Below are 24,518 nucleotides of genomic sequence, written 5' to 3'. Positions count from 1 at the left end.
CTTTACTGATTGCTTAACTGCCACAATTGAAGGGTTAAATAACTGCGCCAAGGTGCCGCTTTTTCGGGCGCTACGGGGTACTGCTGCGCCATTTTACGAACGATTAAATCACCGCCAAGGTAGACGTCAGGATTTCTCTCCCCCCGCATTTTTAAATAGTCGAGCGTCCACGGGCCCACGCCTTTAATGGCGAGTATGTCTTCGTGGCTTGGCATGTTGCCGTTTATGAATAAACGAGCAAAATGACGTACGGCCTCTTTTCTCGCCTGTGGCATACGTAAGAATTCAAGACTGTTTTCGGCCACACTTTCAGGCGAGGGAAAGCTGTAGCGTTCACTCGTTTTAGATTCAAGACCGTTTGACGGGAGCGCATCAGAGACCGTTTCGCCCAGCTGATGTACCAGTAAAGTCACCTGGCCAATAGCCGCTTTTACACTAACTTGCTGGCCTACAATAGCCCGACAGCCACTTTCAAATACGCTCCATGCACTGGGAAGGCGTAGCCCAGGCGTTAACTTGCTCGGCGGTAACCCAGACTGCAATAGGCTTTGTTCAATTAAAATCGGGTCAGCGTGAAGATCTAGTACCTGCTTTATATTTTCAATTATCGTATGAAGACGACCTAAATCAGGCATGTCGATGAGAAGTTTGAATCCGTGGCGCGCCTCGTCGTGAGTAGCTTTAAAAAAGCCTATACTTTCATTGCATGAAAAGTATCGTTCATAGCTCTCGTCCGTTACTCGTTCCATTCCTTCAATAGCGCGAGTTGCCAAGAAATCTCGTACATAGGGCCAATTGTAAGGCGGCCGATAAGAAAGAAATAAAGAGATAGCCTTTTGTTGAACCGGCTCTTTTTTTCTAAGCTGGGTAGGAGACGTAGCGCAATATTGCTCTATGGCCCGCTGCAGTTGTCTCAGTGATTGATAGCCTGCCGTAATTGCGATATCTGTCATAGATAAATGAGTTTGTTGAATAAGCTGCTTTGCAAACAAAGTGCGCTGCATATTTTGAAACTGCTTAGGCGGTATGCCCACAGCATTGACGACCAACTTATTTAGGTACCGCTCACTAATACCCAACCGCATAGCAATATCCGCAACGCGCTCAATGGGAATAACAGATAGCAGCGACAACGCTCGGTTAATCGTTGCACCCACGCCTTTCCACGCCGCTGAACGAGGTGCACTGTCTGGTCTGCAGCGAAAACATGGACGATAACCATGTGCCATTGCCTGTGTGGCGTGTTGAAAGTAAGTCACATTCTCTTCTTTAGGAAGTCGCGCTGGACAGATTGGCCTACAGAAAATACCGGTTGTTTTTACCGCCACAAAAAATCGTCCGTCAAAGCGAGGATCTCTGCTAAGTCTTGCTTTTGAAAGCACTGACTCAGCAGTTGTTGAGTTTTCTGAAGCCCCCATGTCTGAGACAAAAAGATTGTCTGGCATTAGAATGCGCTTCCCACCTGTCGTTTATCACCTTTATCTAGTGTATCGTGCATTGGCCCTGTTGGTGCGACAAAATCAGAACTCAATAATTACAAACCTTGCTAGTCGAACTTTTCTTCCTTTCTTGCATATTCTTACAACGGTTCGCTTACCGCTAGAATAAATCAAATCATTGAAGAGATAGTGAGCATAATTAGCGACATTTGATCATTGGAGCAGCTAAACGCATAATAATGCGATAATAATAATGAGCGCCTGATGGATGTATCAGAAAACCACAGGCTTAACGAGCTGACTGTATGCTGAACTCTTTGCGCACCTTCAAGCTGCGCCTGTCTAAAATTTGGCTGATAGCGATGCTAATGGTCATTACACAAAGCGCTTTTGCGGATTGGCTTGATGACTATGCTAGTTACGTTCAAAAGGAAGCCTCAAAATACAACGTGCCTGGTTATGCGTTTGTGTTTTATGAACAGGGCAAAGCGCCAAGGGTTTACGTATATGGAAGTACCCGCAAACGCGGCGGAGAGAAAGTTACAGAGAACACAGTATTCAGGCTAGCTTCTGTATCAAAAACCTTTACTGCGTTGTTGTCAGCTAAACTTGTAGAAAAAAACCAGCTTAGCTGGGAAACACCGATAACCACCTTATTACCCGACATTCCTTTTAAAGGCAAAGGAATGAATGCGCTGCAACTGCAACATATCGTTGGCCAATCTAGTGGCTTTATGCCCAACGCTTACGACAACCTTATTGAAGCTGACTACTCGCTGGAGCGCGTGCTTAAATCCCTGGGCGAGCTTGAACCACTGTGTGCGCCGGGTGAATGCTATACCTATCAAAATGCACTCTTTGGTGCGCTGGAATACTACTTCAGTAACAATAATACCTCTTACTCACGACAGCTTCAGGCCAATCTGTTTGCACCACTAGGCATGAAAACAGCCAGTGTTGGAAAAGGCGGATTGTTTGCATCAGAATCATGGGCTCAACCTCATATTGCTATCGCCAGAAATAAATGGCGCGAGGGAAAGGTAGAAAGCAACTACTATCGGTTCTCTCCAGCTGCTGGCGTTAACGCTAGCATTTCAGATATGACGATTTATCTGCAAGCGCTGCTAGGCGAGTTCCCCACGGTCATATCCGATGAAATGGTGGACTATGTCACTACAGAGCGCGTGAAAACGAAGCGCGAAACCTACCGCAGAGGTTGGCGCGGCATGATTGACGATGCTCACTATGGTTTGGGTTGGCGTATTTACGACTTAAATGGATTACAGCTTAACTATCATGGGGGTTGGGTAAAAGGCTATCGTGCTGACGTGGCGTTTTTGCCTGAACACAAAGTTGGCTATGTGATGCTGATGAATGCAGAGTCGAATATGATTAATTCAACGACAGCCGAGTTTTGGAAGCGTTACTTGAAAAAAGCCGACGCAGATAAGTAATATCGGCATCGGCTTTTCGGTACTTTCATTCAGATATTAAACGCTACTGTTTTAGATAGGTATAACCTGCCAAACAGTTTTCGTAAAAATCAGTCCAGCGAACCCCTTCACGAGGGTTCAATTTTCCGTCCCACACTTGCTTGTCTATCATGCGTTTTACGTCTGATGCCATTGCGCGCGGGTTATACTGCATAACGTTAAGTACATCTTCTACCGATGACCCCTTCACCACTTCTTCAATGTAAAAGTCTTCAGGATCGTCGTCATAGCTGTAAATATGCACTTCATTTAAGCGACCAAACAAGTTGTGCATGTCGCCCATAACGTCTTGATAAGCGCCCGTTAAGAACAAACCAATGTAGTACGGCTCATCTTTCTTAAGTGGGTGCATTGGCAGTACGTCAGTAATTTCACGGCCAATAGTGAACTGATCAATTTTACCGTCGCTATCACAGGTAATATCCACTAGCGAGCAATTGACCGTTGGCTCTTCATTCATACGAATAAGAGGCACTACCGGCAGCAGCTGGTCGATGGCCCATGTATCAGCAGCCGACTGGAATACAGAGAAGTTACAAAGGTACTGAGACGACAAACTGTAATCTAGCTCTTGAAGCTCTTCTGGAACATATTCTTCGTTGCGATACCACTGCTGTAAGCGACCCATAATTTGCCAGTACAGCGTTTCGATTTTGCCCAGCTCTTCAAGTGACAACACGCGTAATTTAAATGCATCTAGCGCTTGCTCTTTATACTGCGACGCATCGTTGTAAATTTCATGCATGTTCGTTTGTTCATCAAACGTGTCTGCAAGTTCGCGCATATTCTTAAGGAAGAAGTGTTCACCCGCTTTCGCTGATGTATCCATTTGCGACGCATTCGACTTAATTTCGCCCACAATTTCCGTGATAACACAGCTGTGATGCGCAGTGATTGCACGTCCACTTTCACTAACCAGATGCGGATGCGGTACGCCTTCAAGGTCGCACATTTCCTTCATGCCATAGACAACGTCAGCAACATACTCTTGCATGCTGTAGTTACGCGACGATTCATTAGTTGAATTACTGCCGTCGTAATCGATACCAAGGCCACCACCTACATCAACATAATCTAGCTCGAAGCCCATTTTGTGAAGGTCTGCGTAAATACGCGCGCCTTCGGTTACCGCTTCTTTAACTGCACGAATGTCTGTTAATTGGCTACCAATATGGAAATGAAGTAGCTTCAAGCAATGCGCCATACCTTGCTCTTCAAGGTAGCGGGCTGCGTTAATGATCTCAGTAATGGTTAAACCGAATTTCGCACGTTCGCCACCAGAGCTTTCCCACTTGCCGCGACCTTTCACAGTCATCTTCGAGCGCACACCAATGATAGGATCGATATCCAGCTCTTTGGCTATTTTTACCAGAAGAAGAAGCTCGGTGTATTTTTCAACTACTACCACAACGCGGCGACCCAGCTTTCTGCCTAGCAGTGCTAGACGCATAACTTCGTCGTCTTTATAACCATTTAGGATAGTCAGAGACTCTTCGTTGGTATTCATGGCAAGCACAGTCAGAAGCTCGGCTTTTGACCCCGCTTCTAAGCCATAGTTAAATGGCTTGCCCGCATCGACAATTTCCTCAACGACTTCGCGCATTTGGTTTACTTTTACCGGATACACACCTTGGTACTGGCCTTGGTATTCGGCTTCTTCGATGGAGCTTCTAAATGCTTTGTTCAAGCCTGCAACTTGCGAGCGCAGAATATCGTGGAAGCGCACAACAACAGGAAACTGTACGCCTTCTTTGCGGATATCTTCAATTACCGAATTAAAGTCGATTCGAATGCTAGGATCTTCAGGAACAGGGGTAATATGGACGTTGCCGTTTTCACCAATTTGAAAATAGCCGCCACCCCATTGAGACACGCCATAGACGCGCTCCGCTTCTTCGATGCTCCAATCTGACAATTTATTCACCTATTTGTAAGTGGGCTAGGCCAATACCTAGCATAGAAAGTGCGAAAATAAGCAGCGTATTATAGTCAACGTAAGACTGAACGCGATAGTTGTTGCGATATAAAATATCTATTGTCGCGACGAATTTTGTTTATCGAACGCGGGCTTTTTTAGCCTATCCAAGTTCGAACATAATCTATAACAACGTTATCTGTTTTTTCTTCACAATGGGTTATAAACTCTGAGATGCTTTGAGTACGTTCAAGTTCAAATCCCAGTTTAATTGATGGCGCGCTAAAAAACTTCTCTGCAATGTGATCAGCATCTGTTGCTTCATCTTCCAGCCATGTCTCGCTGAGCTGACTTCGCCTATCTAACTTAATGGGCGCTTTTATTTGATTGAAGGTATCAGAATTGGGGATTTGCCAACTACGCATGTCTACAAATAAGTGAAAGGGTCGGCCTTTACGGGTTTTCAAGCAATCAGAAAGCTTAGCAAGGTACTGAATGTTCGTGGACATATCCCACTTACCGCGAAGCGTGACCAAAATACAATTTCTAAACGGCTCAATATGAAAAGGGGTCGTAGACATTTACTCGTACATCTCTATGCGACTATATGAATAGCTAACTCAACATCTATAGCATTCACATACTAGAGCTGATAAGCATCAACTACAACTATAGTTGAGTACTTTGTAATTAAGTTTAATACCCAATAAAAAGGCCTGTGTTTAAACAGGCCTTTATAGAAGATGTATCAAAGAGATACGCTGTATTAGTCGTCTCCGAACTCGCGAATAATGCTGTTAATGGTGTCTTTAGCGTCACCCAGAACCATGCGTGTGTTGTCTTTGAAAAACAGCGGGTTGTCTACACCGGCAAAACCGGCATTCGCAGAACGCTTAAGTACAAAGACCGTTTTCGCACGATGTGCTTCGATAACTGGCATTCCGTAAATAGGGCTGCCTTTCATCTCTTTGGCTGCTGGGTTAACTACATCGTTTGCACCGATAACAATAACCACGTCATAGTTTTCCATACGAGGGTTAACGTCATCCATCTCGTATAGTTGGTCATAAGGCACGTCAGCTTCTGCCAATAACACATTCATGTGGCCCGGCATACGCCCCGCTACAGCGTGAATGGCGTAGTCAACCGTACAGCCATTTTCCTCTAGCAACGACTGAAGTTCACGTACCGCATGCTGCGCTTGCGCAACCGCCATACCATAACCAGGCACCACCAGTACTGCTTGCGCTGCTTCTAATACATAAAATGCATCTTGCGCCGACAGTACTTTAATCTCGCCTTCTATTTTTTCGCCGGCTTCTACTGGCTTGGCAAAGCCAGACAACAACACATTCATCAATGAACGGTTCATGGCCTTACACATAATATTGGTAAGAATTAAGCCTGAAGCGCCTACTAGTAAACCGGTAACAATCAATATTGTGTTGCCTGTAGCAAGACCTGCCGCCGACGCTGCTACACCTGAGTAGCTATTTAAAAGCGCAATAACCACCGGCATATCTGCACCACCAATTGAAATGGTAGCCCACAAGCCGAAGCTTAGTGACAACGCAATAGCACAGTAAATCCAAAGTGGGTTGCTTGGGTCGGTAGTAAAGAAATAACCAATCACCACCATGCCAATTAGATGCAAGATGCTTAGCTCGCGAAGCCCTGTGAAAATAACGGCTTTAGAGCTCATTTTTCCTGACAACTTACCCCAGGCTACCACCGAGCCAGAGAACGTAATGCCCCCAACTAAAATTGTGAAAAACAGGGTAATAAAAGTAAACGCACTTTCCGTTTTAAGAGTAATTAGGCTCATTCCGGCTAATGTTGCCCAACCCAGAAGCAATGACGCTGCGCCACCAAAGCCATTAAATAACGACACCATTTCTGGCATTGCCGTCATTTCAACGGTCTTAGCTTTCCACGCACCAAAGGCGCCACCAATAACAAAACCTAGCAGGATGTAATGATAGCTAATAATCTGCTGGTCAAGCAGGGTGACGACGACAGCAACCAGCATACCAATGGCAGAAATAAAGTTACCTTTTTTCGCGGTATCTGGATGGCTAAGTAACTTAAGTCCTAGTATAAATAGTGCCGCAGCTACTACGTACGCAAGGTTTATTACGGTTACGATATCACTCACTTGCGTACTCCTTATTTATCTTTTTTCTTGAACATGCCAAGCATGCGATCGGTAACAAGATAGCCACCCACCACGTTGATGCTGGCCAGCGCCACAGCTGCGGTACCAAGAATGGTCGTTAGCAAATTGTTGTCGCTACCCGAGGCTACCAATGCTCCCACTAACGTAATACCCGATATCGCGTTAGAGCCTGACATTAAGGGTGTATGTAAGGTTGCTGGGACTTTTCGAATTAACTCAAAACCCAAAAAAGCAGCCAGTAGCACGATGAAAAGTAGGTAAATGATTTCCATGATTAGGCTCCTTTGTATGCGTTGTTAAGCATGTCGTTGGTGATGCTACCGTCGTGGGCGATAACACAGCCGGCCAGAATGTCGTCTTCTAAATTCAGCCCAAAGGTTTTGGTTTCATCGTCAAAGAACTCATCCACAAGGTTGTAGATGTTATTGGCGTACATGTCGGTGGCGGCTTTAGCCACATACTGGCTCCAGTTACCATTACCAATTACCTTTACACCGTTAACTTCAACGGTTTCGCCAGCAACCGAACCTTCAACATTACCACCTGATGTTGCGGCCATATCTACAACCACACTGCCCGGCTTCATGAGTGCTAATGTATCTTTTGAGATAAGCACTGGTGGCTTGCGACCAAATAACTGCGCTGTCGTAATAACAATGTCAGAGTCGGCAATCGCGTCGCGTTGCGCTTCTTGCTGCTTCGCTTTTTGTTCATCGGTCAGTTCTTTTGCATAACCGTCCTTCGTTTGGCCTGTTTCCCCAATGTCGATCTTAAGGAATTTGCCACCTAGCGATTCTACTTGCTCAGCCACCACAGGGCGGGTGTCATAAGCAAGTACGTTTGCGCCTAAGCGTTTCGCGGTTGCTATGGCTTGAAGACCCGCTACGCCAGCTCCAATAATAAATACCTTTGCTGGTTTTATTGTTCCTGACGGTGTCATCATCATAGGTAATATTGATGGCAATTGATTCGCCGCCTGCATCACCATTACGTAACCCGCAAGACTCGCTTGCGAGCTCAATGCGTCCATTTTTTGTGCACGAGAAGAACGAGGGATCATCTCTACAGAAATAGCGGTTAGCCCCTTTTCTGCAATAGACTCAACAAGCGATTGCTGAAAGAAAGGGTCGAGATGGCCTACCACAATGGCCCCTTTTTTCATCAACGCTAGCTGTGCATCGGTGGGTTTGTTTACTGCCACCAGCATATCTGCTGTTGATAATGCATCATTCACATCATCGATGACAGTTACGCCTACATCTTTGTATTCTTTATCTGAATACCCTGAGTGTACGCCCGCCCCCGCTTCTAGCAGTAAGGTCGCCCCTTTTTTCACCAGACGCTGTGCACTACTAGGTGTAGCCGCACATCGCTTCTCCACATTATTTAGCGGATCTGGCGCTTTTGACTCATTTAATATTATGATTTTCACACGCTTCTCCTTACATTCCGGCTATCCGAGAATGACACCCTTTAAACAGTACTAAGCCATTTTATTCACTTATGCCTAGCATTCTCTAGCGAAATCAAAAACAGAACAGGCAATTTCTGTATTTATTTTGCTTCGAATAGCACCTCTTATCCCGCTTATTTTTCAAGCAAAACTGCGGCAAAGCTACGCTATATGGGCATACATCACTAGTATCATTTACTTACGAGTCATAACTAATATTTATATAGAAATGGCATACAGACGATAAATGAAGTAGATGAAGAAGCATTTATTCTGTGAATACATTAATAATTGTGCATTTTTTAAACACACGTAAAGGTGGATTACGCTAATCGATGTTGAAGAAATCACGCCTTTTAAATAAGGCGATTCAATTAATTTAAAAAATTGTTAAATAAATTTGGGGGATTTTACAAACCGTGTCGTCTTGATGAATTAACAGCGAAAAGCTGTGAGAGAAAGCCAAGTGGGGTGCACACCATAAGGCGCATTAAAATTAACGATTAGGACACACACCATCATGTATAGGAAAACCAAGCTTGCATGCTCAGTGGCAGCAGTTTTAGCGTCGGCTATTTCTGCGAATAGTGCATTTGCCCAAGACGCGCAACCCAATAAAGACGTAGAAGTGATTGAGGTAAGTGGTATCCGCTCATCGGTTGCAAAATCGATGGATGTTAAACGCAGCTCTGCTGGCGTAGTCGACGCCATTAGTGCAGAAGACATCGGTGATTTTCCCGATACCAACTTAGCTGAATCACTACAGCGTATTACCGGCGTATCTATCGACCGTTCAGGCGGTGAAGGCCAGCTAATTACCGTACGTGGTTTTGGACCACAGTTTAACACCGTGTTGGTAAATGGCCGTCAAATGGCGTCTGAAAACGATTCGCGTGCGTTCAGTTTCGACACGATTGCTTCTGAGTTAGTAAGCAGCCTTGATGTGCATAAAACGTCAACGGCCACAATGCAGTCTGGTGGTGTAGGCTCTACCATTAATATTAATACCGCGCGCCCGTTCGCATTAAACGGTTTTAAAATGGCGGGCTCGGTAAAAGGCGTGTACGACGAAAATAGCGAAGAAACTACGCCGCAATTTTCTGGCCTTATTAGCAACACGTTCAATGACGACACCTTCGGTGTATTACTTGCCGTTTCACACCAAGAGCGTGAGACTCGCCTTAACCAGGCTCAGATGGACGGTTGGCTAGAGAACGTTGGCGTGCCAAACCCTGTTACGCAGTCAGGCGACGCTTGGACAGGCAATGTATTTTCACCGCGAAACTACGATCACAAAGTGACCTTTGAAGAGCGTACCCGAACAAACGCTAATCTTGTATTCCAATATGCACCTAACGACAAACTGGTTGTAACTGCTGACGCACTGTATTCAGATTTTGACGTAGAATCTGAAGCAACGTCGTACGGCCACTGGTTTACCGCGCCTAACATTCAGGGTGTAGGTGATGACGGCAGCCTGTTTGATGAAAACGGCAATCGCCGCAGCCCAACGGTTGATGCAAACGGTACTATTGTCGATTTATACCAAGAGGTAGGTTTGGCGACAGATATGCACGCCAAAACGTTCGACCGTTTAACTGATACCTATGCCATAGGCCTTAACTTTGATTACCAGTACTCTGATAATCTGAATTTATCGTTTGATTTAAGTCATTCAGAAGCCGAACGCGAAGCCAATAATGGTGGCGGCGATCAGCTTTCACTTATTGGTTATGCCAACCGCGTACGATTCCAAGTAGATGACAACATTTTACCAGTTGCCAGCATGTTCGCTTCGCCTAATGACAATATTTATAGCGGACAACAAGAACTAGATGGCGCGATTGTTACTGGTCCTGACGGATTCCCTATATACAACCCTGCACTGACACCTGATGGTGTGAGCAATCATCTTGATGAAGCTAACAGCCGAGCTCACGTAATGCTGCGTCGAGGCTGGGCGGTAGAAGATGAAGTGAGCCAGCTGCGCTTTGACGGCGAATACGTAACCGATGGCAGCGGCTTAACTGAAATTCGCTTTGGCGCACAGTACAGCACCGAAACCAAATCACTTACCCGTTGGGACAATGAAGGTGTAGGTATTCACTGTACTTACTGTGGTTACCCAGACTTGCCCGAGATCCCAGCAGGCAGCCAATACGTTTTTGACGCAGGCAGCGATTTTCTTTCTGACGTAAGTGGTAGCGGTCGCATGCCCACCTCTTGGCTTGCCCACGATGGCGAAGCCAACTTTGCGTTTTTAGAATCTTACTATCAAAGCGTAAATGGTGATTCGATTAGTTTTGATGCGGTGCGCCGTAACAACAGCTTTGAAGTTGAAGAAGATATTATCTCTACCTATATGGAATTCGACTTTGAAGGCGAAGTTGCAGACATGTTCTTAAGCGCAACCGCTGGTGTGCGTTATGAAATGACGGATGTGACGGTTAACGGAACGCAAGCGCCAATAACGGGCTTAACGATTCTGGATCAAACCGAAATGCTGGCTGGTTTTGGCGATGCGCAAAGTATTGCCACTGAGTCTGATTACGACGTGCTATTGCCAAACTTCAGCGTACGTTTGGAAATTACCGACGACTTAATTGCGCGCTTTGCGGCGAGTTCAACTATTACTCGCCCTACGCTTAACAGCATGTCGCCGGTAACCGTAATTACGACCACCCGCCAAGGTGGTGACTTAACGTCTACCAGTGGTAACCCTGCACTAGAGCCATTCAAATCGGACAACTTGGACTTGTCACTAGAGTATTACTATGACGAAGCAAGTTATGCATCGATTGGTTACTTCAGAAAGCTGGTATCGAACTTTATTGTTAATAGCCAAGAAGACAAAACCTTCGAGCTTGCTGACGGCAGCCTGCTAACAGACCCCTCTACAGGCGCTAACGCTAGCGCGCCAGATGCGAGTGACGACGTTGCTGTGTTTACCAATACTCTGCCAAATAACGGTGAAGACGCGACGGTAGACGGCTTCGAGCTTGCGCTTCAGCACACTTTCGATAATGGCTTTGGGGTGCTTGCCAACGGAACTATCGTTGACAGTGACGCCGAACTCGATCCATTCGATATTAATCAGGTATTTGCACTAACCGGGTTAAGTGATTCTTACAACTTGGTGGCATTTTATGAAACTGACGATTATCAAATTCGCCTTGCCTATAACTGGCGTGATGAGTTTGTTCAGTCGTTAACACAAGGGCAGGGTGACGGCCCAACCATTGTTGAGTCTTATCAACAGCTTGACATTAGCGGTAGCTACAGCGTGACAGACAATGTAGAAATCTTCTTTGAAGGTATTAACCTTACAGAAGAGTTTGTACATAAACGCGGTCGCTTCTCTAATCACTTGCTGTTGGTTGAAGACAGCGGCAGACGTTGGGCCTTCGGTGTGCGCGGAAACTTTTAGTTTCGCGTAATTGGGGCCGACATTTGTTGGTCCCACATTCGTGGCTACCCTTTGGTAGCCACAGTTTTTATTCAGGAAATCAGTATGACAACAGCAACTCCCATAACGCACATTGTAGTAGTTGGTGGCGGTAGCGCAGGGTGGCTAACGGCTGGTCGTATTGCAGCGCAACATCAATGCGCTACCCGCAAGGACATTAAAGTAACCTTAGTAGAAAGCCCCAATGTGCCTATTATTGGCGTGGGGGAAGGCACCTGGCCTACCATGCGCTCAACACTAATTGCATTGGGTATTAGCGAAACCACTTTCATCAAAGAATGCGACGCCACATTCAAGCAAGGTGCAAAATTCGCTAAGTGGACCACTGGTGAAGAGCACGATTTTTACTACCACCCTCTCATGCTGCCTCAAGGGTTTTCGCAAACAAATTTAGGTCCTTACTGGCAGACTGTAGCACCGGAATTAAACGAGTCTTTTTCCCATGCAGTATGTGTTCAGGAAGCGATATGCGAAGCAGGTTGTGCACCTAAAAGCATACGCCACGCAGAGTTTGCAGGCACCGCTAACTATGCTTATCACCTAAATGCAGGAAAATTTACCGCCTTTTTAACCAAACACTGCACTGAAAAACTAGGTGTACACCATGTGCTGGCCGACGTTAACCGCGTCGAAAGCAGCAATAACGGCGATATCAAAGCCCTTCATACCGAGCAAGGGGTAACAGTAGAAGGCGACCTCTTTGTTGACTGTACCGGCTTTAAATCTATGCTGCTCGGCGAACACTACAAGGTGCCGTTTATTCCCTGTGACGATGTACTTTTTATAGACCGAGCATTAGCAGTACACGTGCCTTATGACACCCCGCAAAGTCCTATTGCATCCCACACTATCTCCACCGCACAAGACGCCGGTTGGATTTGGGATATCGGTTTGCAGTCACGCCGAGGTGTAGGCCACGTCTATTCCAGTAGGCATCAGAGTAAAGATGACGCCTATGCTCGCTTAGACACATACGTTCGCCAAACCAGCACGTTAAACGGCATAGATGGGATAAACGTAAAAGACATTACTATTCAAAGCGGACACAGGCAGCGCTTTTGGCAAAATAACTGCGTGGCTGTTGGGCTAGCGGCGGGCTTTCTAGAGCCGTTAGAAGCCTCAGCGCTTGTACTGGTGGAGCTGTCTGCCTCAATGATTGCTGAACAGTTACCAGCAAACCGAGCCGTAATGGATATTGTGGCGAAGCGCTTTAATGACACCTTTTCTTACCGTTGGCAGCGAATTATCGACTTCTTAAAGCTTCATTACATGTTGAGTAAGCGAGAAGACAGCGCATTTTGGCGGGACAATCGCGATAGTCATACTATTCCGGATTCATTAAAAGAATTACTCGCACTGTGGCAATACCACCCACCTAGTGACAAAGACTTTACCAGCAACAACGAGGTATTCCCCGCGGCAAGCTATCAGTATGTCCTGTACGGTATGGGGTTCACCTCAGATTTAGGCGCACATCAGCAATGGGTTAACGCCGACTTTGCTAAGCAACAGTTGATGCAGAACAGAAAAGCTCGCGGCATGGCGGTGGAGAAACTGCCTAAACATCGCGAACTTATTAATAAAATTCACCAATTCGGCCTGCAGGCCGTTTAACGTAAATCAATAAGCAGGGCCTACGTATGACTCACATGGTTGCCATTAATAATAAACAACATGCAGATTTGAAAGTAACCGACGATGCATTGTCACTCAGTGCCAATCAGCACCTTGTTCCTGTGGTGGTCTCTGAGCTAAACAAGCTAGTGGTGCACTATCCCGTGGTGATCACCAAGTTTGACGACTCAGGACAATTTGGCTTATCTGCCTTGCTAGGTTTTGAAGAAAAGGAAAACCTATTTTGGCAGCAAGGTGAATGGGATGCGGTTTATATTCCGGCACAGTTTGAACGCCTGCCTTTTTATGTAGGAACGGAAGCGCAAAGCGCTGACAGCAGCAACCGGGTGCTGTGCATTGATATGGATAACGCTTCAGTAAGCGAAGAAAAAGGCACACCGCTTTTTGATAACACGGGAGAGCCCAGTAACTACCTGTTAGAAAAGCAGCAGATCCTTGCTCAGCTTCTTGACGGTGAAACGCAAAATCAATGTTTTATTGCCGCGCTGCAACAGCACAACCTTATCACACCATTCACCCTAGATATTACCTTTGAAAACGAAAGCAAAACGTCTATAACAGGGTTATATACCATTGATGAAGATAAGCTAGCGGCGCTTAGTGCTGACGCGATTGCTGATTTGCATGCACAACACATGCTGCAAAGCATTTACACGCTCATAGCGTCAAACGCACAAATCTATGCCCTTATCGACAAAAAGAACAAGGCGAATAATAACGCAGACGCATGGTTTCAAACTACGAATTGATTAAGGTTGGTGAGCAAGCCACACCGATTGTTGTTATCGATGGTTTCATACCAGACCCGCTGAGTTTGGTAGAAACAATTGCTCAACACCACCCATTTACAAAACAAGATGGCGACTTTTATCCGGGGGTGAGAAGTCACCCGCCCCAGGAGTATGTTGAACACCTACATACCTCGCTTCCACTGCTGTTTAGCCAACTTGCTTCGCATAATGGGCTACAAGATTTTGGCGTGGAAAAGCCGCTTCAAATACCCCTAGTGCAACTTTCCATAGCCAATCAAGCGCCGAAAAGTTTATCGCCCATTCAATGTATTCCGCACATCGATACACAAAAGGATAATGAATGGGCATTGGTGCACTATCTGTTTAGCGCTCCTTTGGGCGGTACTGCATTCTATCGACATATTGAAACGGGGTTAGAGCGGGTTAATGCAGCGCAATACGAAGGCTATTTTAAAACCTTAAAACGTCAAGCCACCAGCGTAGGGTTACCACCTAAAGCGTACATAAACGGTGATACCGCCATGTTCACCCAAATCGCCCGTATTGAGCCTATGTTTAATCGCGCCGTGTTGTATCCAGCCAACTTGCTGCACAGCGGCTGTTTACCTAACGATATTTCGGATTTTGTTGATGTGAAAGAAGGCAGGCTAACCGCAAACGCCAGTATCACGTTTAAAGGGTAAAACGCTCAGCCCTAATAATGAGGGCTATGAAAACTTCAGATAGCGATTTGCGATAGCTGCCTTTGGTAGTGCTCGTTACGTTACTGCAATTTTAAGATTGACGACTAATTCATTAGTGAAAATGTAATAGACGCGATTTCATCCGTGCCCGTTACGGTTATTGGTGAAGTCAGGCTATCAAAGGTAAATGGAATTTTCTCATAGCTACGACCACCGTGTTCTCTAGCCACTTCAACGTGAAGTATTAACGACGACGAGTTTGCGCTTTGTCCAAAATCATCCAATCCATCCCACTTTATGTGCAAGGGCGCGTTTTTCTTTGTAGCCCCGGCAAACCCATCGACTAAACCTTCATTTTTCCGACCCACTCTTCGCCACCATGTGCGCAGCTCGCCTAGCCATCTTTCGCTGGTGCCGCGAAGCGCCAAGCTTTTTACTAGCCGGTTCTTTTCGTCGCTTATCCACACGCTTACGTAAGGACCGCGATAATCTGCAATGTCAAATAGCGGTAAGGTGATATCAATTGAGATGGCGTGGCCATTTTTTTCAGCCTTGTTTTTACCCGACGTGCGAGCCGTATAGGTGTTGCTGGTAAATACCCTGCCATTTTCATCAATTAACTTCAGCGCTAGTGATGGGTTCGCGTTAACTAACTCCATGGCTTGCTGCGCTGTTTTGGTTGCCGAAAAGTGTGCTAACAACATGGCTTCAAATGCGTTATCCGCCACTGATATGGCTTGAAACTTGGCGCTAGGCCAACCGTCACTGTGGCTTAACACGCCTTTTTCTAAAGACGCCAGCTTTGAAGTAGAAAGTACTGGGCGTTGCCACGGCCTGATGAATGCAATGGTACTTGGATTACTAACAGCGTCCGTTGCGCGGCCATTTTGAATTACAGCCTCTTGCGCCACGGTCCCCTGCCAACTAAAACCTTGGTTCGACGCGTGGGTTTCTAGCCCTTGCGCGCTAATGTGGTAAGAACGAATATTAATTGATGTCAGGTAGTTAGCAATACGATCTGCGGCAAGAGAAGCTGTGAACTCGGATAAATCCCACTGGATAGGTGACGCAAATGCCACGCTGTTATCGTCATTAAAATTGACCTCAGCAATGCGCGCCACACGAGCAAGACGTCTCACTTCGCGACGTGAAAGGTCATGCTTACCTTGAACATATTCGGCCCAATAGTCATAAAGCGCACCGTTGCGGCAGCTTATGTTACCTTCAGTCCGATTAAACCAATCCTCGCACCGCTTAATGGCACTGTACAGCCACGCCGGAAGTGTACCTTCGTAACGTTGATTAATTTCGCTAAGCGCACTCGTTGCGTTTGATTTATCTAACGTTTGATAGGTGTCTTTAATCAGTAGATCAATATTCTTTTGCTCAATGGCGCTAAGTGTCTGCTCTTCGTACAGGGTTATTTCTGTGTTAAGCGTGTGGGAGGTTGCTTCTGGTGATGGTGCAGGAAACACATACAACTCGGCCTTAACAGCATAGCTGGCGGTAAATACCGCCAGATATAAAAGGAAACGCCCAACCATTATTCGCTGACTTGTGCAGTGGTGGTGTCACTTTGCTCCTGCTGACGTGGCGCAGGCGCTGGATCAGCTAACGTTAAGTAGCCATCACCATTAGTGTCGTAGCGATGAAAGGCATTAAACCCAGACACCATGTACTCTGAAAATGTCATTTTGCCATTCTCGTCTGTATCAAGAACTTCAAAGCGAACGTAAGTTTGTTTAATTTGCCCTTCATGGGTTTTCTCGATCTGTGCATCCAGTCTGTCTTCAAACTCAAGCACGTATTCTTGCTCTGTAAGCTTGTCATCACTGTTTTCGTCTGTACGCTGGAATTGCGCTTTGCGAACGGCGTGAAACTCTTCTTTTGTTACCTTTTCGTCACCGTTTTGGTCGTATAAGGTGACAAAGCCTTCAATATTGTGGCTGGTCGGCATGCGCAACATAGGGCGCTGTACTAGCTCAGGTTTGTCATCTTTTTCCTGTGACGCCGAGCGACGGGGCGCTGGTTCAGGGTCGCCCAGTGCAACTACACCATCATTATCACTGTCCATACGCGAGAAACTTCGCTCACCCACCGCATTGACTTCATCAATAGTGATGAACTCGTCATCGTTGCTGTCAACAGCATGGAAACGTATGTGAGTTTGTTTTACCGATGTTTTTCTGTCTTCAGCTAACCGTTTTTCTACTTTGCCTTCCCACTCATAAACATATTCACTTTCATCAAGTACACCGTCTTTGTTGGTATCAGACGCATTGAAGCGAGCGCGTCTGGCATCAACGAACTCTTCTAATGGAAGTGACTCGTCTTTGTTTAAGTCATAGGTCAATATAATGCCGCTGGCGCTATGTGGTGCAGCTACTGCCGAAGCGCTAATACAAAGCGCAGATACAACGGCTAAACTTACTGTTTTAAACATAATTATCTCCTTGTACCCTTGTTAATTAGTAGGCTTCGAACGAAAGTGTGGTGGTGTAACTATAGGTAGGCACGTCTGCACCCTCAGGCGCGTCGGTACGCAGTCTTACTTGCATCAGATAGACATCTTGTGCTGAAGGAGTAAATGACGCTTGCCCTTTGGCATTTGTCGTTAATTTTTCTACATCAGATTCTTCGGCGAACTGATCTTTTCCTTGGTACACCGAGACTTCATGATCGGTAACAGGCTTACCGTTAAACAGAACTTTGAAATTAAAACTCTCGTTGGCAAACAAACTGTTAGGGTGATTAACTGCCACGATCTCTAAGCCGTCATTTCTTGGCGCTAACGCCTGTTCACTTGGCCCTTTCTTCGTTACGTACGTAGTTGCAAACGTAACTGATTGAAAGTGCTCTTTTAGTATCGCACCTTCAGGTAGAGGCTTTTCATTACCTCGCATAGAGCCACGCTCACCGTCCTTTTCATACACGCGAAAAATTGCCCCCATTCGTTTACCCGTTGAAAACTGGTAAGTCCCTTCTTCCTCTAAAGTGTGCTCAAGAACATTACGGGTAGACAGATCGACAACCTTCTCCACACTCACTAGCTTGCCGCTAGGGGTTACCACTTCAAACGATGCATTGGTAATTGCCGCTTCTGGTACAAAAAATTGTTCTGCAAAAGATGCATCTAGCGTGACTTTACCGCCTCTAACCGGTTCAAACTGAAGCGGTTTTAGGTAAGCCACGTGGGCTAGAGCAGCGCCACTGAAGCAGCTTGCAATAAGCAAGGGTAAACTGATGAGCGTGTGTTTTTTCATGGTTTTTTATTTTCTAGTTGTGTAAAAGTGAAATCATACTATTGCAAATGATAATGGTTATCAATAGTATTGCGATCGATTTTTGACGCACGAAGTGTCAAGAAATCGCTTTGACAGGCGCGATTTAAGAAAAATAAAAATGATATCAACCGACGCAAACAGGAGGTTTAGCGTTGATACGAAATACTAATTATTTGCACTTTTATTAAAAATTGGAAAAGAACAATGAAATTTAAACGCTCAACGGTAGCTATTTCGCTTGGCTGTGCGCTAACACTTCCTGCCCTAGCTCAACAATCAGAATTGGCAGTTACAAAGGCCAAAAGTGAAGAAACCCTGACAACGACTGTCGAAACCGTGCTGGATGCACAAACTCTGTCAAAGCGCTCAATTACAAATATTGAAGATACCGCTCGCTATATCCCAGGGGTCCAAACGAATGATACGGGTAACCGTTTCGGTAACGATGGCTTCAACATTCGCGGCTTGGAAGGAGACGCTGTAGCAGTAACTGTAGATGGCGTCGGTCAAGGCGAAACGCTAAACCCAAGCTCATTCGCCGCTTATGGTATGTATGGTTCGAGCCGCGGCGAAATTGAATTAGAACACGTAAAAGCCGTCAACATCACTAAAGGCCCAAGTGCTGTCGCGCAAGGACCAGGCTCCCTTGCAGGCTCAGTCACCTACGTGACCAATGAAGCGAGCGACTTTTTACCTGCCACAGGTGATACTACAGGCGTTAAATTGAAAACAGGTTTTGATGCACGCTCTGACGAATGGCTAGTACACGGCACCGTCGCTAACAGAACGGGTAACTTCGACTCGCTATTGCAATACACAATGCGCGACAGTAGCGAAACAGAGGCCCACAGCCATGGTGAGAATATCTCTGGCTCAGCACGTGGTCAGGCTGACCCGATGGATAATCAAGTCGATGCAGTTTTACTTAAACTTGCTTATAACTTTTCCGAGCACCAGCAACTAGGCTTTGTTTACGAAAAGACAGACAGAGAAACGAACGGCATACCTCTTTCTCGCCAAAGTGACTCTTATTTCGACTTCACCTCAGCGGATGAAAATAACCGCGAGCGAATTGGGCTTTTCTTTAACAACGAAAACCTAGGCCTAGCGTTTGCTGACAGCATAGATGTGACATTGAACTATCAAGAGCTGTTTTCATCGGGTGTAACCAGCTTTCTTTACGGCAGTGCAGACGGCGACGCAATATTGCGTACCGAAGACCGCAACTTCAGCCAGGACTCATTGAGCTTCAATATTGATTTAGCCAAATCAATCACCGGAGAATTTAACCATGAGATTATTTATGGCTTTAGTTATCAACAGGTGGACGCAGAAGCGGTGATGTTTGACCGCAGGTTCGCTGGACAAACCGCGGACTCGCCTATATTAGACGGCTATCCTATTCGCGACCAAAGCTTTGTTCCAGAAACCGAAAAAACGTTAATTACAGCCTACCTAGCTGACACGGTTGAACTTAGCGAGCAATTAAGCGTAAACCTTGGACTTCGCTACGATTCAACCGAATATACGCCTACTGTAGACAGCACATTTTCAGACCCTACAGGATTAAGTATCACAGACAGCGAGTTTAGTGCGGTGGTTGGTGAGATTGGTACAACCTACGAATTCGTAAAAGGCCACTCTATAAATGCTCGAATTGCTCAGGGCTACCAAGCGCCTACGCTCCAAAGCTTGTATTTTGGTACAAACTCAGGCGATGAAGTCACCGATATCATAACTGGTAACACGTTTATTGACCTTGACCGCATTGCCAACAGTGAACTCGATGCTCAAGAGTCGACTAACTTTGAACTCACCTATATTGGTGATTTCGAGAACGGAAATGTCAGCGTGTCGGTGTTTAGAACTGAATACACTAACATGATTCAAGACGAGACTTATTCAACGCCTTATGGCACTGAAGTAACTACCGTGCAGTGCGGTCGCTTTGGTTGTGAAACCGTAGTGAATACTGATGATATATTCACGCAGCCACAAAATACGGGCGAACTGACTGTTGACGGTTTTGAAGTTACGGCCAATTACCATTTTACCGATAATGTATCAGGTCGTTTTGCTTATACGGCATTGGACGGTACCTACGACACCGCATCTGCTTTTAACAATGCGGGCGACGACTTAGAAACCGTATCGCCAGATACCGCAACAGTTGGACTAGGCTACGTATCTGATGAAGGCGATTGGGGCGCAGAACTTGTCGCAATTTTGAGTAAAGGGGTAGAAGAAAGTACTCAACTTAGCTACACCTCGTTGAACAACGGCGCAGGTCCATCGCATACGCCTGCAGGCTATGCTGTTTTCGACCTGCTCGCCTACTACGACATTACTGAAAACCTGCGCTTTACCACGGCGATCTACAACCTTACAGACAAAGAGTATTACCGCTGGGAAGTACTTAGTAGTGTAAGAGACGGTACTGGTGGTTTCTTTGGCGGCGTGAGCGGTAATGGATACCAGCGCTACTCAGAGCCAGGCAGAAGTATTAGTGCCTACGTCACTTACCAGTTCTAATGTAACCAAAGTGCAGGCCATACTTGGCTCAACTTAGCCAAGTGGCCTGCTATTCACTCAAGTATTCTCCCATGAATGTTTATGAAAGTTTGTTCACGAAAATGGGTGATCGAAAGTTCCTGTTCAAACGTTTTCTCGCTATCTCTCTTTTTAGGACTTTCACTATGTTTGGACTTTTTAAAAGCAATCCAACCAAAAAAATGCGAAAGCAGTATGACGCCCTTCTTGAAAAAGCCATGCACGCGCAAAGAAACGGTGACATAAAGACTTATTCATTGCTTACCGCCCAATCAGAAAAACTGTTGAAAGAAATAGAAACACTGGAGAAGAACACACAAGGAACATAAATGCTAGGCGCTTGCACATTGCGTGTGACCGAATACTAATACGTGATGTTTACACCTAAGGCGTAGCGCGCCCCCGCGTCTTGCACAAGCAAGAGATGATTGCTGAATCGGCCGCGCTTATGCACGGTTTCGTTAGTAATATTGATACCTTCAAAAAATACAGAAACCCTCGGGCTAAATTGGTATGAAAGGCTCATATCCCACTGCTTGTAGGGGCTAACAAAGGTAGGCTCGGTGCTTTGGGTTTGGTTCAGTGATTGCAAGAACCCTTCTCGCTGGTTCCAGGCCACCCGCCATTGCAGCGCATTTTTTTCATAAAAAAGCACCATGTTTTTTGCACCCGACAACCCTGTAAGTGCGAAGGTTGAACGGATATTGGCGGTGTCTAATTCAGCGTTGCTGTCTACAAAGCTCGCATTGGCCTGAATTCCCCACCCTGACTCGCCAAACAAATGCTGTACTGCTACCTCTACCCCTTCAACCGTTGCAGACTCACCGTTGCTAGGAGATATTACGGAAAACTGCGCTAATGCATCAGCATCATCAACCGCGTTTGGATTTGAGCCGGTGCTAGGGTCAGTCACGTTATTAAAGGTTTGTGTACTGCTTTCATTAACAATGAAATTATCTACCGTTTTTCTAAAGTAACCTGCCGATATATAGCTATTTTCCTGGTAGTAATGCTCAATGGCCAAATCAATGTTTTTTGCCTCAAAGGGCAATAGCTGTGCGTTTCCGATACGCGCCCGCAGATCACCACCTTGTCGCGTGGTGGTGTAAGTGACGCCCGGCGCCATTTGTTCTAAGGTTGGGCGGGTGATACTGTGATTATAAGCTGCGCGAAATACCCAACTATCTAACCAGCTGGCTTTAACACTCACGCTGGGTAAAAGATTGGTGTAGCTTGACGATTTATCAATATTTACCGAGGCGCCAAACTCTTGCCCCAGTTCGGTTTGGTCTAAAATAACTAACGCCGATAACTGCTCATCGACACCGCTTACCTTTACGTCAGTGTACTCAGCACGTAGCCCTGCATGCACATCGATAAACCAAGGCGCGTAGTCCTTCTCAATAGCGGTTTGAATATACCCCGCATACACTGTTTCTTTAACAGCGAAAGAGCTTCCCCGTGTTTCAGCGGCTAGACTGACATCCCCAGCGTTTTCCAAGTAACGGAATAATGTATCACCGTCGTGGCGCAGCCACTGATGAGGTATGTTCTCATGCCCACTAATTGAGCCTAGAAAATCGTCGCCTGCGTCAAATATGGTTTGGAAGCTATCGGGAATATCTGGTGCATCAAAATAGCCGCAAAAACTGCAGTGTCTTGCGTCTGCTTCGTTGTCTCTTCTTTCGTTGGCTTTTTCGCGCTGAGTTAATGCTCCACCAACCTCAATTTTGCTAAACCAGTTTTCATCCCCAAGCACACTTACATTGATTTTTGCTTGCCCTATATCGTCATCAATACTCCACCCTCTGCGCAACATCACGTGGGAACGGCCGTTGGCTGGATCTAAGTAATGGGACACGCCAACCGGCTCCCCCAAGGCATTTACCTGACGGGGGTTGGCTTGTTCAAAGCCCGATATTGCGGGCAATATATTCGACTGACGATGATCGAATGAAGAGCGATTTAGATAACCGATAAGCGAGAGAGAATTACCCTCTCCATTGTTGTCATCGACATTGGCCATTGAGTAAGACAGATCAGCATCAACAATTACGCTATCGCTTGCGATGTAGTTCGCTGCAAAACCGAAGCTCCTCAAAGTCGATGAACGGTTAAATGTGCGCGCGTGAAAGTCGGTGGCATGCCCGCTATTTTGTGAAAAAGCCACCGCCGTGCCGTTTTCATCCACCGTAACATCTTCAAGGTTGCTCGATGTAAACCAATGCCCCATTGAGGTTGCTGAGGTTTCAACATCAAATGTTGACCCCAGATAATCAGCCGTAAGCTCAAGCTTGTTGTTAGGTCGATATTGTAAAACGAGCGCAGACCCCGTACGGGTTCTATCGTCAAAGCGTACTCTTTGATCGTAATTCCTGGGCACATATAGCGTAGAAACGTCATCAGATAGCTCACTTTCAGGTACGTTAGTATTTACCAACCAACCATCAATTTGCGCTTCTTCTAGTCGCGCTTGACGCTTGTGTTGAGTAAAAGAGGCTAGAATGCCAAACGAGTTATTCAAATAAGTGTTGCTGAACATAGCAGAGGTAGAAGGCGCATATTGTTGCGAGTTAGTATCGTACTGCATTTTGATGCTGCCAGCCGCCCGCATTCCCTTGAAAGAAAGAGGTTTAGCGGTGTGAACATCAATCGTAGCGCCGATGCCACCTGACTGCATGGTCGCCTGGCTCTGTTTGTGTACGGTTGCACTGCTGACAATCTCAGAGGCCAGTGTATCAAAGCTGAATTCGCGCCCGAGCTTATCGGTTGCCATAGGCCTGCCATTTAATAACACCCGATTAAATTCCGGCCCAAACCCCCTCACTGTAACAAGTTGACCTTCACCTTCTGCGCGGTCGATAGATACGCCAGACACACGCTGCAGCGCTTCTGCGAGGTTTTGATCGGGAAACTTGCCCATATCCACCGACTGAATAGTATCAATGATGACGTTCGCGTTGCGTTTAATACCCACCGATTGAGCAACACGCGCTCGTAATCCCCTTACTTCAATGTATTCAATATCGTAACTACCTTGCTCGTCAGGTACGGTCACCAAGCTATCGTCTTGTGCGGTAATGGCGTTAAAAAGACGACCAAGCAAGTGATTGTTTTCATCACTATCGCTAGCAGGCACTATTTTTATTCGGGTGTTATCGACAATATCAGCACTCAGGCCTGTACCAGCCAAAAGCTTTTCTATTGCTACTTGTGGCGTATAGTTACCACTTACTTCATTTGCAAAAATATGCCTGACTTTATTGAAGGGAAAGGCTACGGTCAGCTCGGCTTGATTGGCAAACGCGATGATTGCCTCGTCTGCACTTTGTGCAGGAATAGCGAAATCTATTGCGGAGACCGGCGATGTATTCTGTGTAATCACTTCTGCTTGTTGGTGGGGCAGCACTGACTGCGCAATAACAGTGTGACTTGCGCCGAACGACATCATGCACAATGCAACCGTTAAAGCTTTAGGTTTAAAAGGCAGCATGATTATTGTGTCGAATGGTTCATTTGCCACAGGCATATTCGGTTTTACGCTATTGTTATTATTGATTATTAGAGTGTGTGATGCGTATGCGTCACCCTACACGTTATTGTTGGTGTTGTTTTAAACTAGCGTCGCATTATATACAACCCATTAACAAATTTAATTTTTGAGCGATAATG

The 24,518-nt window shown here is 46.0% G+C and carries 17 protein-coding genes; 7 read left to right on the top strand and 10 right to left on the bottom strand.

Annotated features, from left to right (window positions below; genetic code table 11):
- Window positions 1-2 precede the first annotated feature (2 nt).
- Window positions 3-1,445: an Ada metal-binding domain-containing protein gene (locus MHN02_RS00885; RefSeq protein WP_171337240.1), complete on the bottom strand. Its 1,443-nt coding sequence runs from the start codon at window positions 1,443-1,445 to the stop codon at window positions 3-5.
- A 299-nt stretch (window positions 1,446-1,744) separates the two neighbouring features.
- Here MHN02_RS00885 and MHN02_RS00880 point away from each other — a divergent pair, with 299 nt between their 5' ends.
- Window positions 1,745-2,893 (top strand): serine hydrolase domain-containing protein, encoded by a 1,149-nt coding sequence (locus tag MHN02_RS00880; RefSeq protein ID WP_014951241.1) that lies wholly within the window; start codon window positions 1,745-1,747, stop codon window positions 2,891-2,893.
- A gap of 43 nt (window positions 2,894-2,936) precedes the next feature.
- Here MHN02_RS00880 and speA read toward each other — a convergent pair whose 3' ends face one another.
- The 5 genes from speA to MHN02_RS00855 form a co-directional block, all read right to left on the bottom strand.
- Window positions 2,937-4,847: a biosynthetic arginine decarboxylase gene (gene speA, locus MHN02_RS00875; RefSeq protein ID WP_014951242.1), complete on the bottom strand. Its 1,911-nt coding sequence runs from the start codon at window positions 4,845-4,847 to the stop codon at window positions 2,937-2,939.
- Between the two features lie 158 nt (window positions 4,848-5,005).
- A complete protein-coding gene (locus MHN02_RS00870; RefSeq protein WP_039233749.1) occupies window positions 5,006-5,428 on the bottom strand; it encodes a hypothetical protein in 423 nt (140 codons plus the stop codon).
- Between the two features lie 185 nt (window positions 5,429-5,613).
- A complete protein-coding gene (locus MHN02_RS00865; RefSeq protein WP_014951244.1) occupies window positions 5,614-7,002 on the bottom strand; it encodes an NAD(P)(+) transhydrogenase (Re/Si-specific) subunit beta in 1,389 nt (462 codons plus the stop codon).
- 11 nt (window positions 7,003-7,013) lie between these two features.
- Window positions 7,014-7,295: an NAD(P) transhydrogenase subunit alpha gene (locus MHN02_RS00860; protein WP_014951245.1), complete on the bottom strand. Its 282-nt coding sequence runs from the start codon at window positions 7,293-7,295 to the stop codon at window positions 7,014-7,016.
- Window positions 7,296-7,297: 2 nt separating this feature from the next.
- On the bottom strand, window positions 7,298-8,455 hold the full coding sequence (locus tag MHN02_RS00855; protein WP_014980650.1) for an NAD(P) transhydrogenase subunit alpha: 1,158 nt from the start codon (window positions 8,453-8,455) through the stop codon (window positions 7,298-7,300).
- Window positions 8,456-8,996: 541 nt separating this feature from the next.
- Here MHN02_RS00855 and MHN02_RS00850 point away from each other — a divergent pair.
- The 4 genes from MHN02_RS00850 to MHN02_RS00835 all read left to right on the top strand — a co-directional run bounded on the left by MHN02_RS00850 (window position 8,997) and on the right by MHN02_RS00835 (window position 15,012).
- Window positions 8,997-11,903 (top strand): TonB-dependent receptor, encoded by a 2,907-nt coding sequence (locus MHN02_RS00850; RefSeq protein ID WP_239244142.1) that lies wholly within the window; start codon window positions 8,997-8,999, stop codon window positions 11,901-11,903.
- Window positions 11,904-11,987: 84 nt separating this feature from the next.
- A complete protein-coding gene (locus tag MHN02_RS00845) occupies window positions 11,988-13,556 on the top strand; it encodes a tryptophan halogenase family protein (protein WP_239244140.1) in 1,569 nt (522 codons plus the stop codon).
- Window positions 13,557-13,582: 26 nt separating this feature from the next.
- Window positions 13,583-14,326 (top strand): SapC family protein, encoded by a 744-nt coding sequence (locus MHN02_RS00840; RefSeq protein WP_239244138.1) that lies wholly within the window; start codon window positions 13,583-13,585, stop codon window positions 14,324-14,326.
- Window positions 14,305-15,012, top strand: a complete 708-nt coding sequence (locus MHN02_RS00835; protein WP_239244136.1) for a DUF6445 family protein — start codon at window positions 14,305-14,307, stop codon at window positions 15,010-15,012. Before MHN02_RS00840 ends, MHN02_RS00835 begins: the two co-directional genes overlap by 22 nt.
- Before the next feature lie 104 nt (window positions 15,013-15,116).
- Here MHN02_RS00835 and MHN02_RS00830 read toward each other — a convergent pair whose 3' ends face one another.
- From MHN02_RS00830 to MHN02_RS00820, 3 genes are read right to left on the bottom strand one after another with little or no spacing between them, the layout of a single operon-like run.
- Window positions 15,117-16,556, bottom strand: coding sequence for a DUF2271 domain-containing protein (locus MHN02_RS00830; RefSeq protein WP_239244134.1), 1,440 nt, complete (start codon window positions 16,554-16,556; stop codon window positions 15,117-15,119).
- Window positions 16,556-17,455 (bottom strand): calcium-binding protein, encoded by a 900-nt coding sequence (locus MHN02_RS00825; RefSeq protein ID WP_239244132.1) that lies wholly within the window; start codon window positions 17,453-17,455, stop codon window positions 16,556-16,558. The genes MHN02_RS00830 and MHN02_RS00825 overlap by 1 nt, the downstream gene beginning before the upstream one ends.
- A gap of 25 nt (window positions 17,456-17,480) precedes the next feature.
- Window positions 17,481-18,275: a DUF4198 domain-containing protein gene (locus MHN02_RS00820; RefSeq protein ID WP_049585548.1), complete on the bottom strand. Its 795-nt coding sequence runs from the start codon at window positions 18,273-18,275 to the stop codon at window positions 17,481-17,483.
- 225 nt (window positions 18,276-18,500) lie between these two features.
- Here MHN02_RS00820 and MHN02_RS00815 point away from each other — a divergent pair, with 225 nt between their 5' ends.
- Together MHN02_RS00815 and MHN02_RS00810 are read left to right on the top strand one after the other, a co-directional pair.
- Window positions 18,501-20,828, top strand: a complete 2,328-nt coding sequence (locus tag MHN02_RS00815; RefSeq protein WP_239244130.1) for a TonB-dependent hemoglobin/transferrin/lactoferrin family receptor — start codon at window positions 18,501-18,503, stop codon at window positions 20,826-20,828.
- Between the two features lie 164 nt (window positions 20,829-20,992).
- On the top strand, window positions 20,993-21,175 hold the full coding sequence (locus tag MHN02_RS00810; RefSeq protein WP_239244128.1) for a DUF6435 family protein: 183 nt from the start codon (window positions 20,993-20,995) through the stop codon (window positions 21,173-21,175).
- 35 nt (window positions 21,176-21,210) lie between these two features.
- Here the strand turns inward: MHN02_RS00810 and MHN02_RS00805 are convergent, their stop codons facing one another.
- Entirely contained in the window at window positions 21,211-24,375 is a 3,165-nt protein-coding gene (locus MHN02_RS00805; RefSeq protein ID WP_239244126.1) for a TonB-dependent receptor, read from the bottom strand.
- Window positions 24,376-24,518 lie beyond the last annotated feature (143 nt).

The organism is Alteromonas sp. CNT1-28 (assembly GCF_022348345.1).
GTDB classification, from domain to species: domain Bacteria; phylum Pseudomonadota; class Gammaproteobacteria; order Enterobacterales; family Alteromonadaceae; genus Alteromonas; species Alteromonas macleodii.
The sequence above is the reverse complement of the archived record's forward strand: the minus strand, read 5'-3'. Positions and strand labels throughout refer to the sequence as shown.

What these genes read in the sequence shown, in the direction of transcription:
- MHN02_RS00870 (WP_039233749.1), bottom strand. Translation starts at nt 5,428, where the DNA reads ATGTCTACGACCCCTTTTCATATTGAGCCGTTTAGAAATTGTATTTTG.
- MHN02_RS00825 (WP_239244132.1), bottom strand. Translation starts at nt 17,455, where the DNA reads ATGTTTAAAACAGTAAGTTTAGCCGTTGTATCTGCGCTTTGTATTAGC.
- MHN02_RS00840 (WP_239244138.1), top strand. Translation starts at nt 13,583, where the DNA reads ATGACTCACATGGTTGCCATTAATAATAAACAACATGCAGATTTGAAA.
- MHN02_RS00885 (WP_171337240.1), bottom strand. Translation starts at nt 1,445, where the DNA reads ATGCCAGACAATCTTTTTGTCTCAGACATGGGGGCTTCAGAAAACTCA.
- MHN02_RS00805 (WP_239244126.1), bottom strand. Translation starts at nt 24,375, where the DNA reads ATGCCTGTGGCAAATGAACCATTCGACACAATAATCATGCTGCCTTTT.
- MHN02_RS00835 (WP_239244136.1), top strand. Translation starts at nt 14,305, where the DNA reads ATGGTTTCAAACTACGAATTGATTAAGGTTGGTGAGCAAGCCACACCG.
- MHN02_RS00850 (WP_239244142.1), top strand. Translation starts at nt 8,997, where the DNA reads ATGTATAGGAAAACCAAGCTTGCATGCTCAGTGGCAGCAGTTTTAGCG.
- MHN02_RS00880 (WP_014951241.1), top strand. Translation starts at nt 1,745, where the DNA reads ATGCTGAACTCTTTGCGCACCTTCAAGCTGCGCCTGTCTAAAATTTGG.
- MHN02_RS00830 (WP_239244134.1), bottom strand. Translation starts at nt 16,556, where the DNA reads ATGGTTGGGCGTTTCCTTTTATATCTGGCGGTATTTACCGCCAGCTAT.
- MHN02_RS00815 (WP_239244130.1), top strand. Translation starts at nt 18,501, where the DNA reads ATGAAATTTAAACGCTCAACGGTAGCTATTTCGCTTGGCTGTGCGCTA.
- MHN02_RS00860 (WP_014951245.1), bottom strand. Translation starts at nt 7,295, where the DNA reads ATGGAAATCATTTACCTACTTTTCATCGTGCTACTGGCTGCTTTTTTG.
- MHN02_RS00820 (WP_049585548.1), bottom strand. Translation starts at nt 18,275, where the DNA reads ATGAAAAAACACACGCTCATCAGTTTACCCTTGCTTATTGCAAGCTGC.
- MHN02_RS00845 (WP_239244140.1), top strand. Translation starts at nt 11,988, where the DNA reads ATGACAACAGCAACTCCCATAACGCACATTGTAGTAGTTGGTGGCGGT.
- MHN02_RS00810 (WP_239244128.1), top strand. Translation starts at nt 20,993, where the DNA reads ATGTTTGGACTTTTTAAAAGCAATCCAACCAAAAAAATGCGAAAGCAG.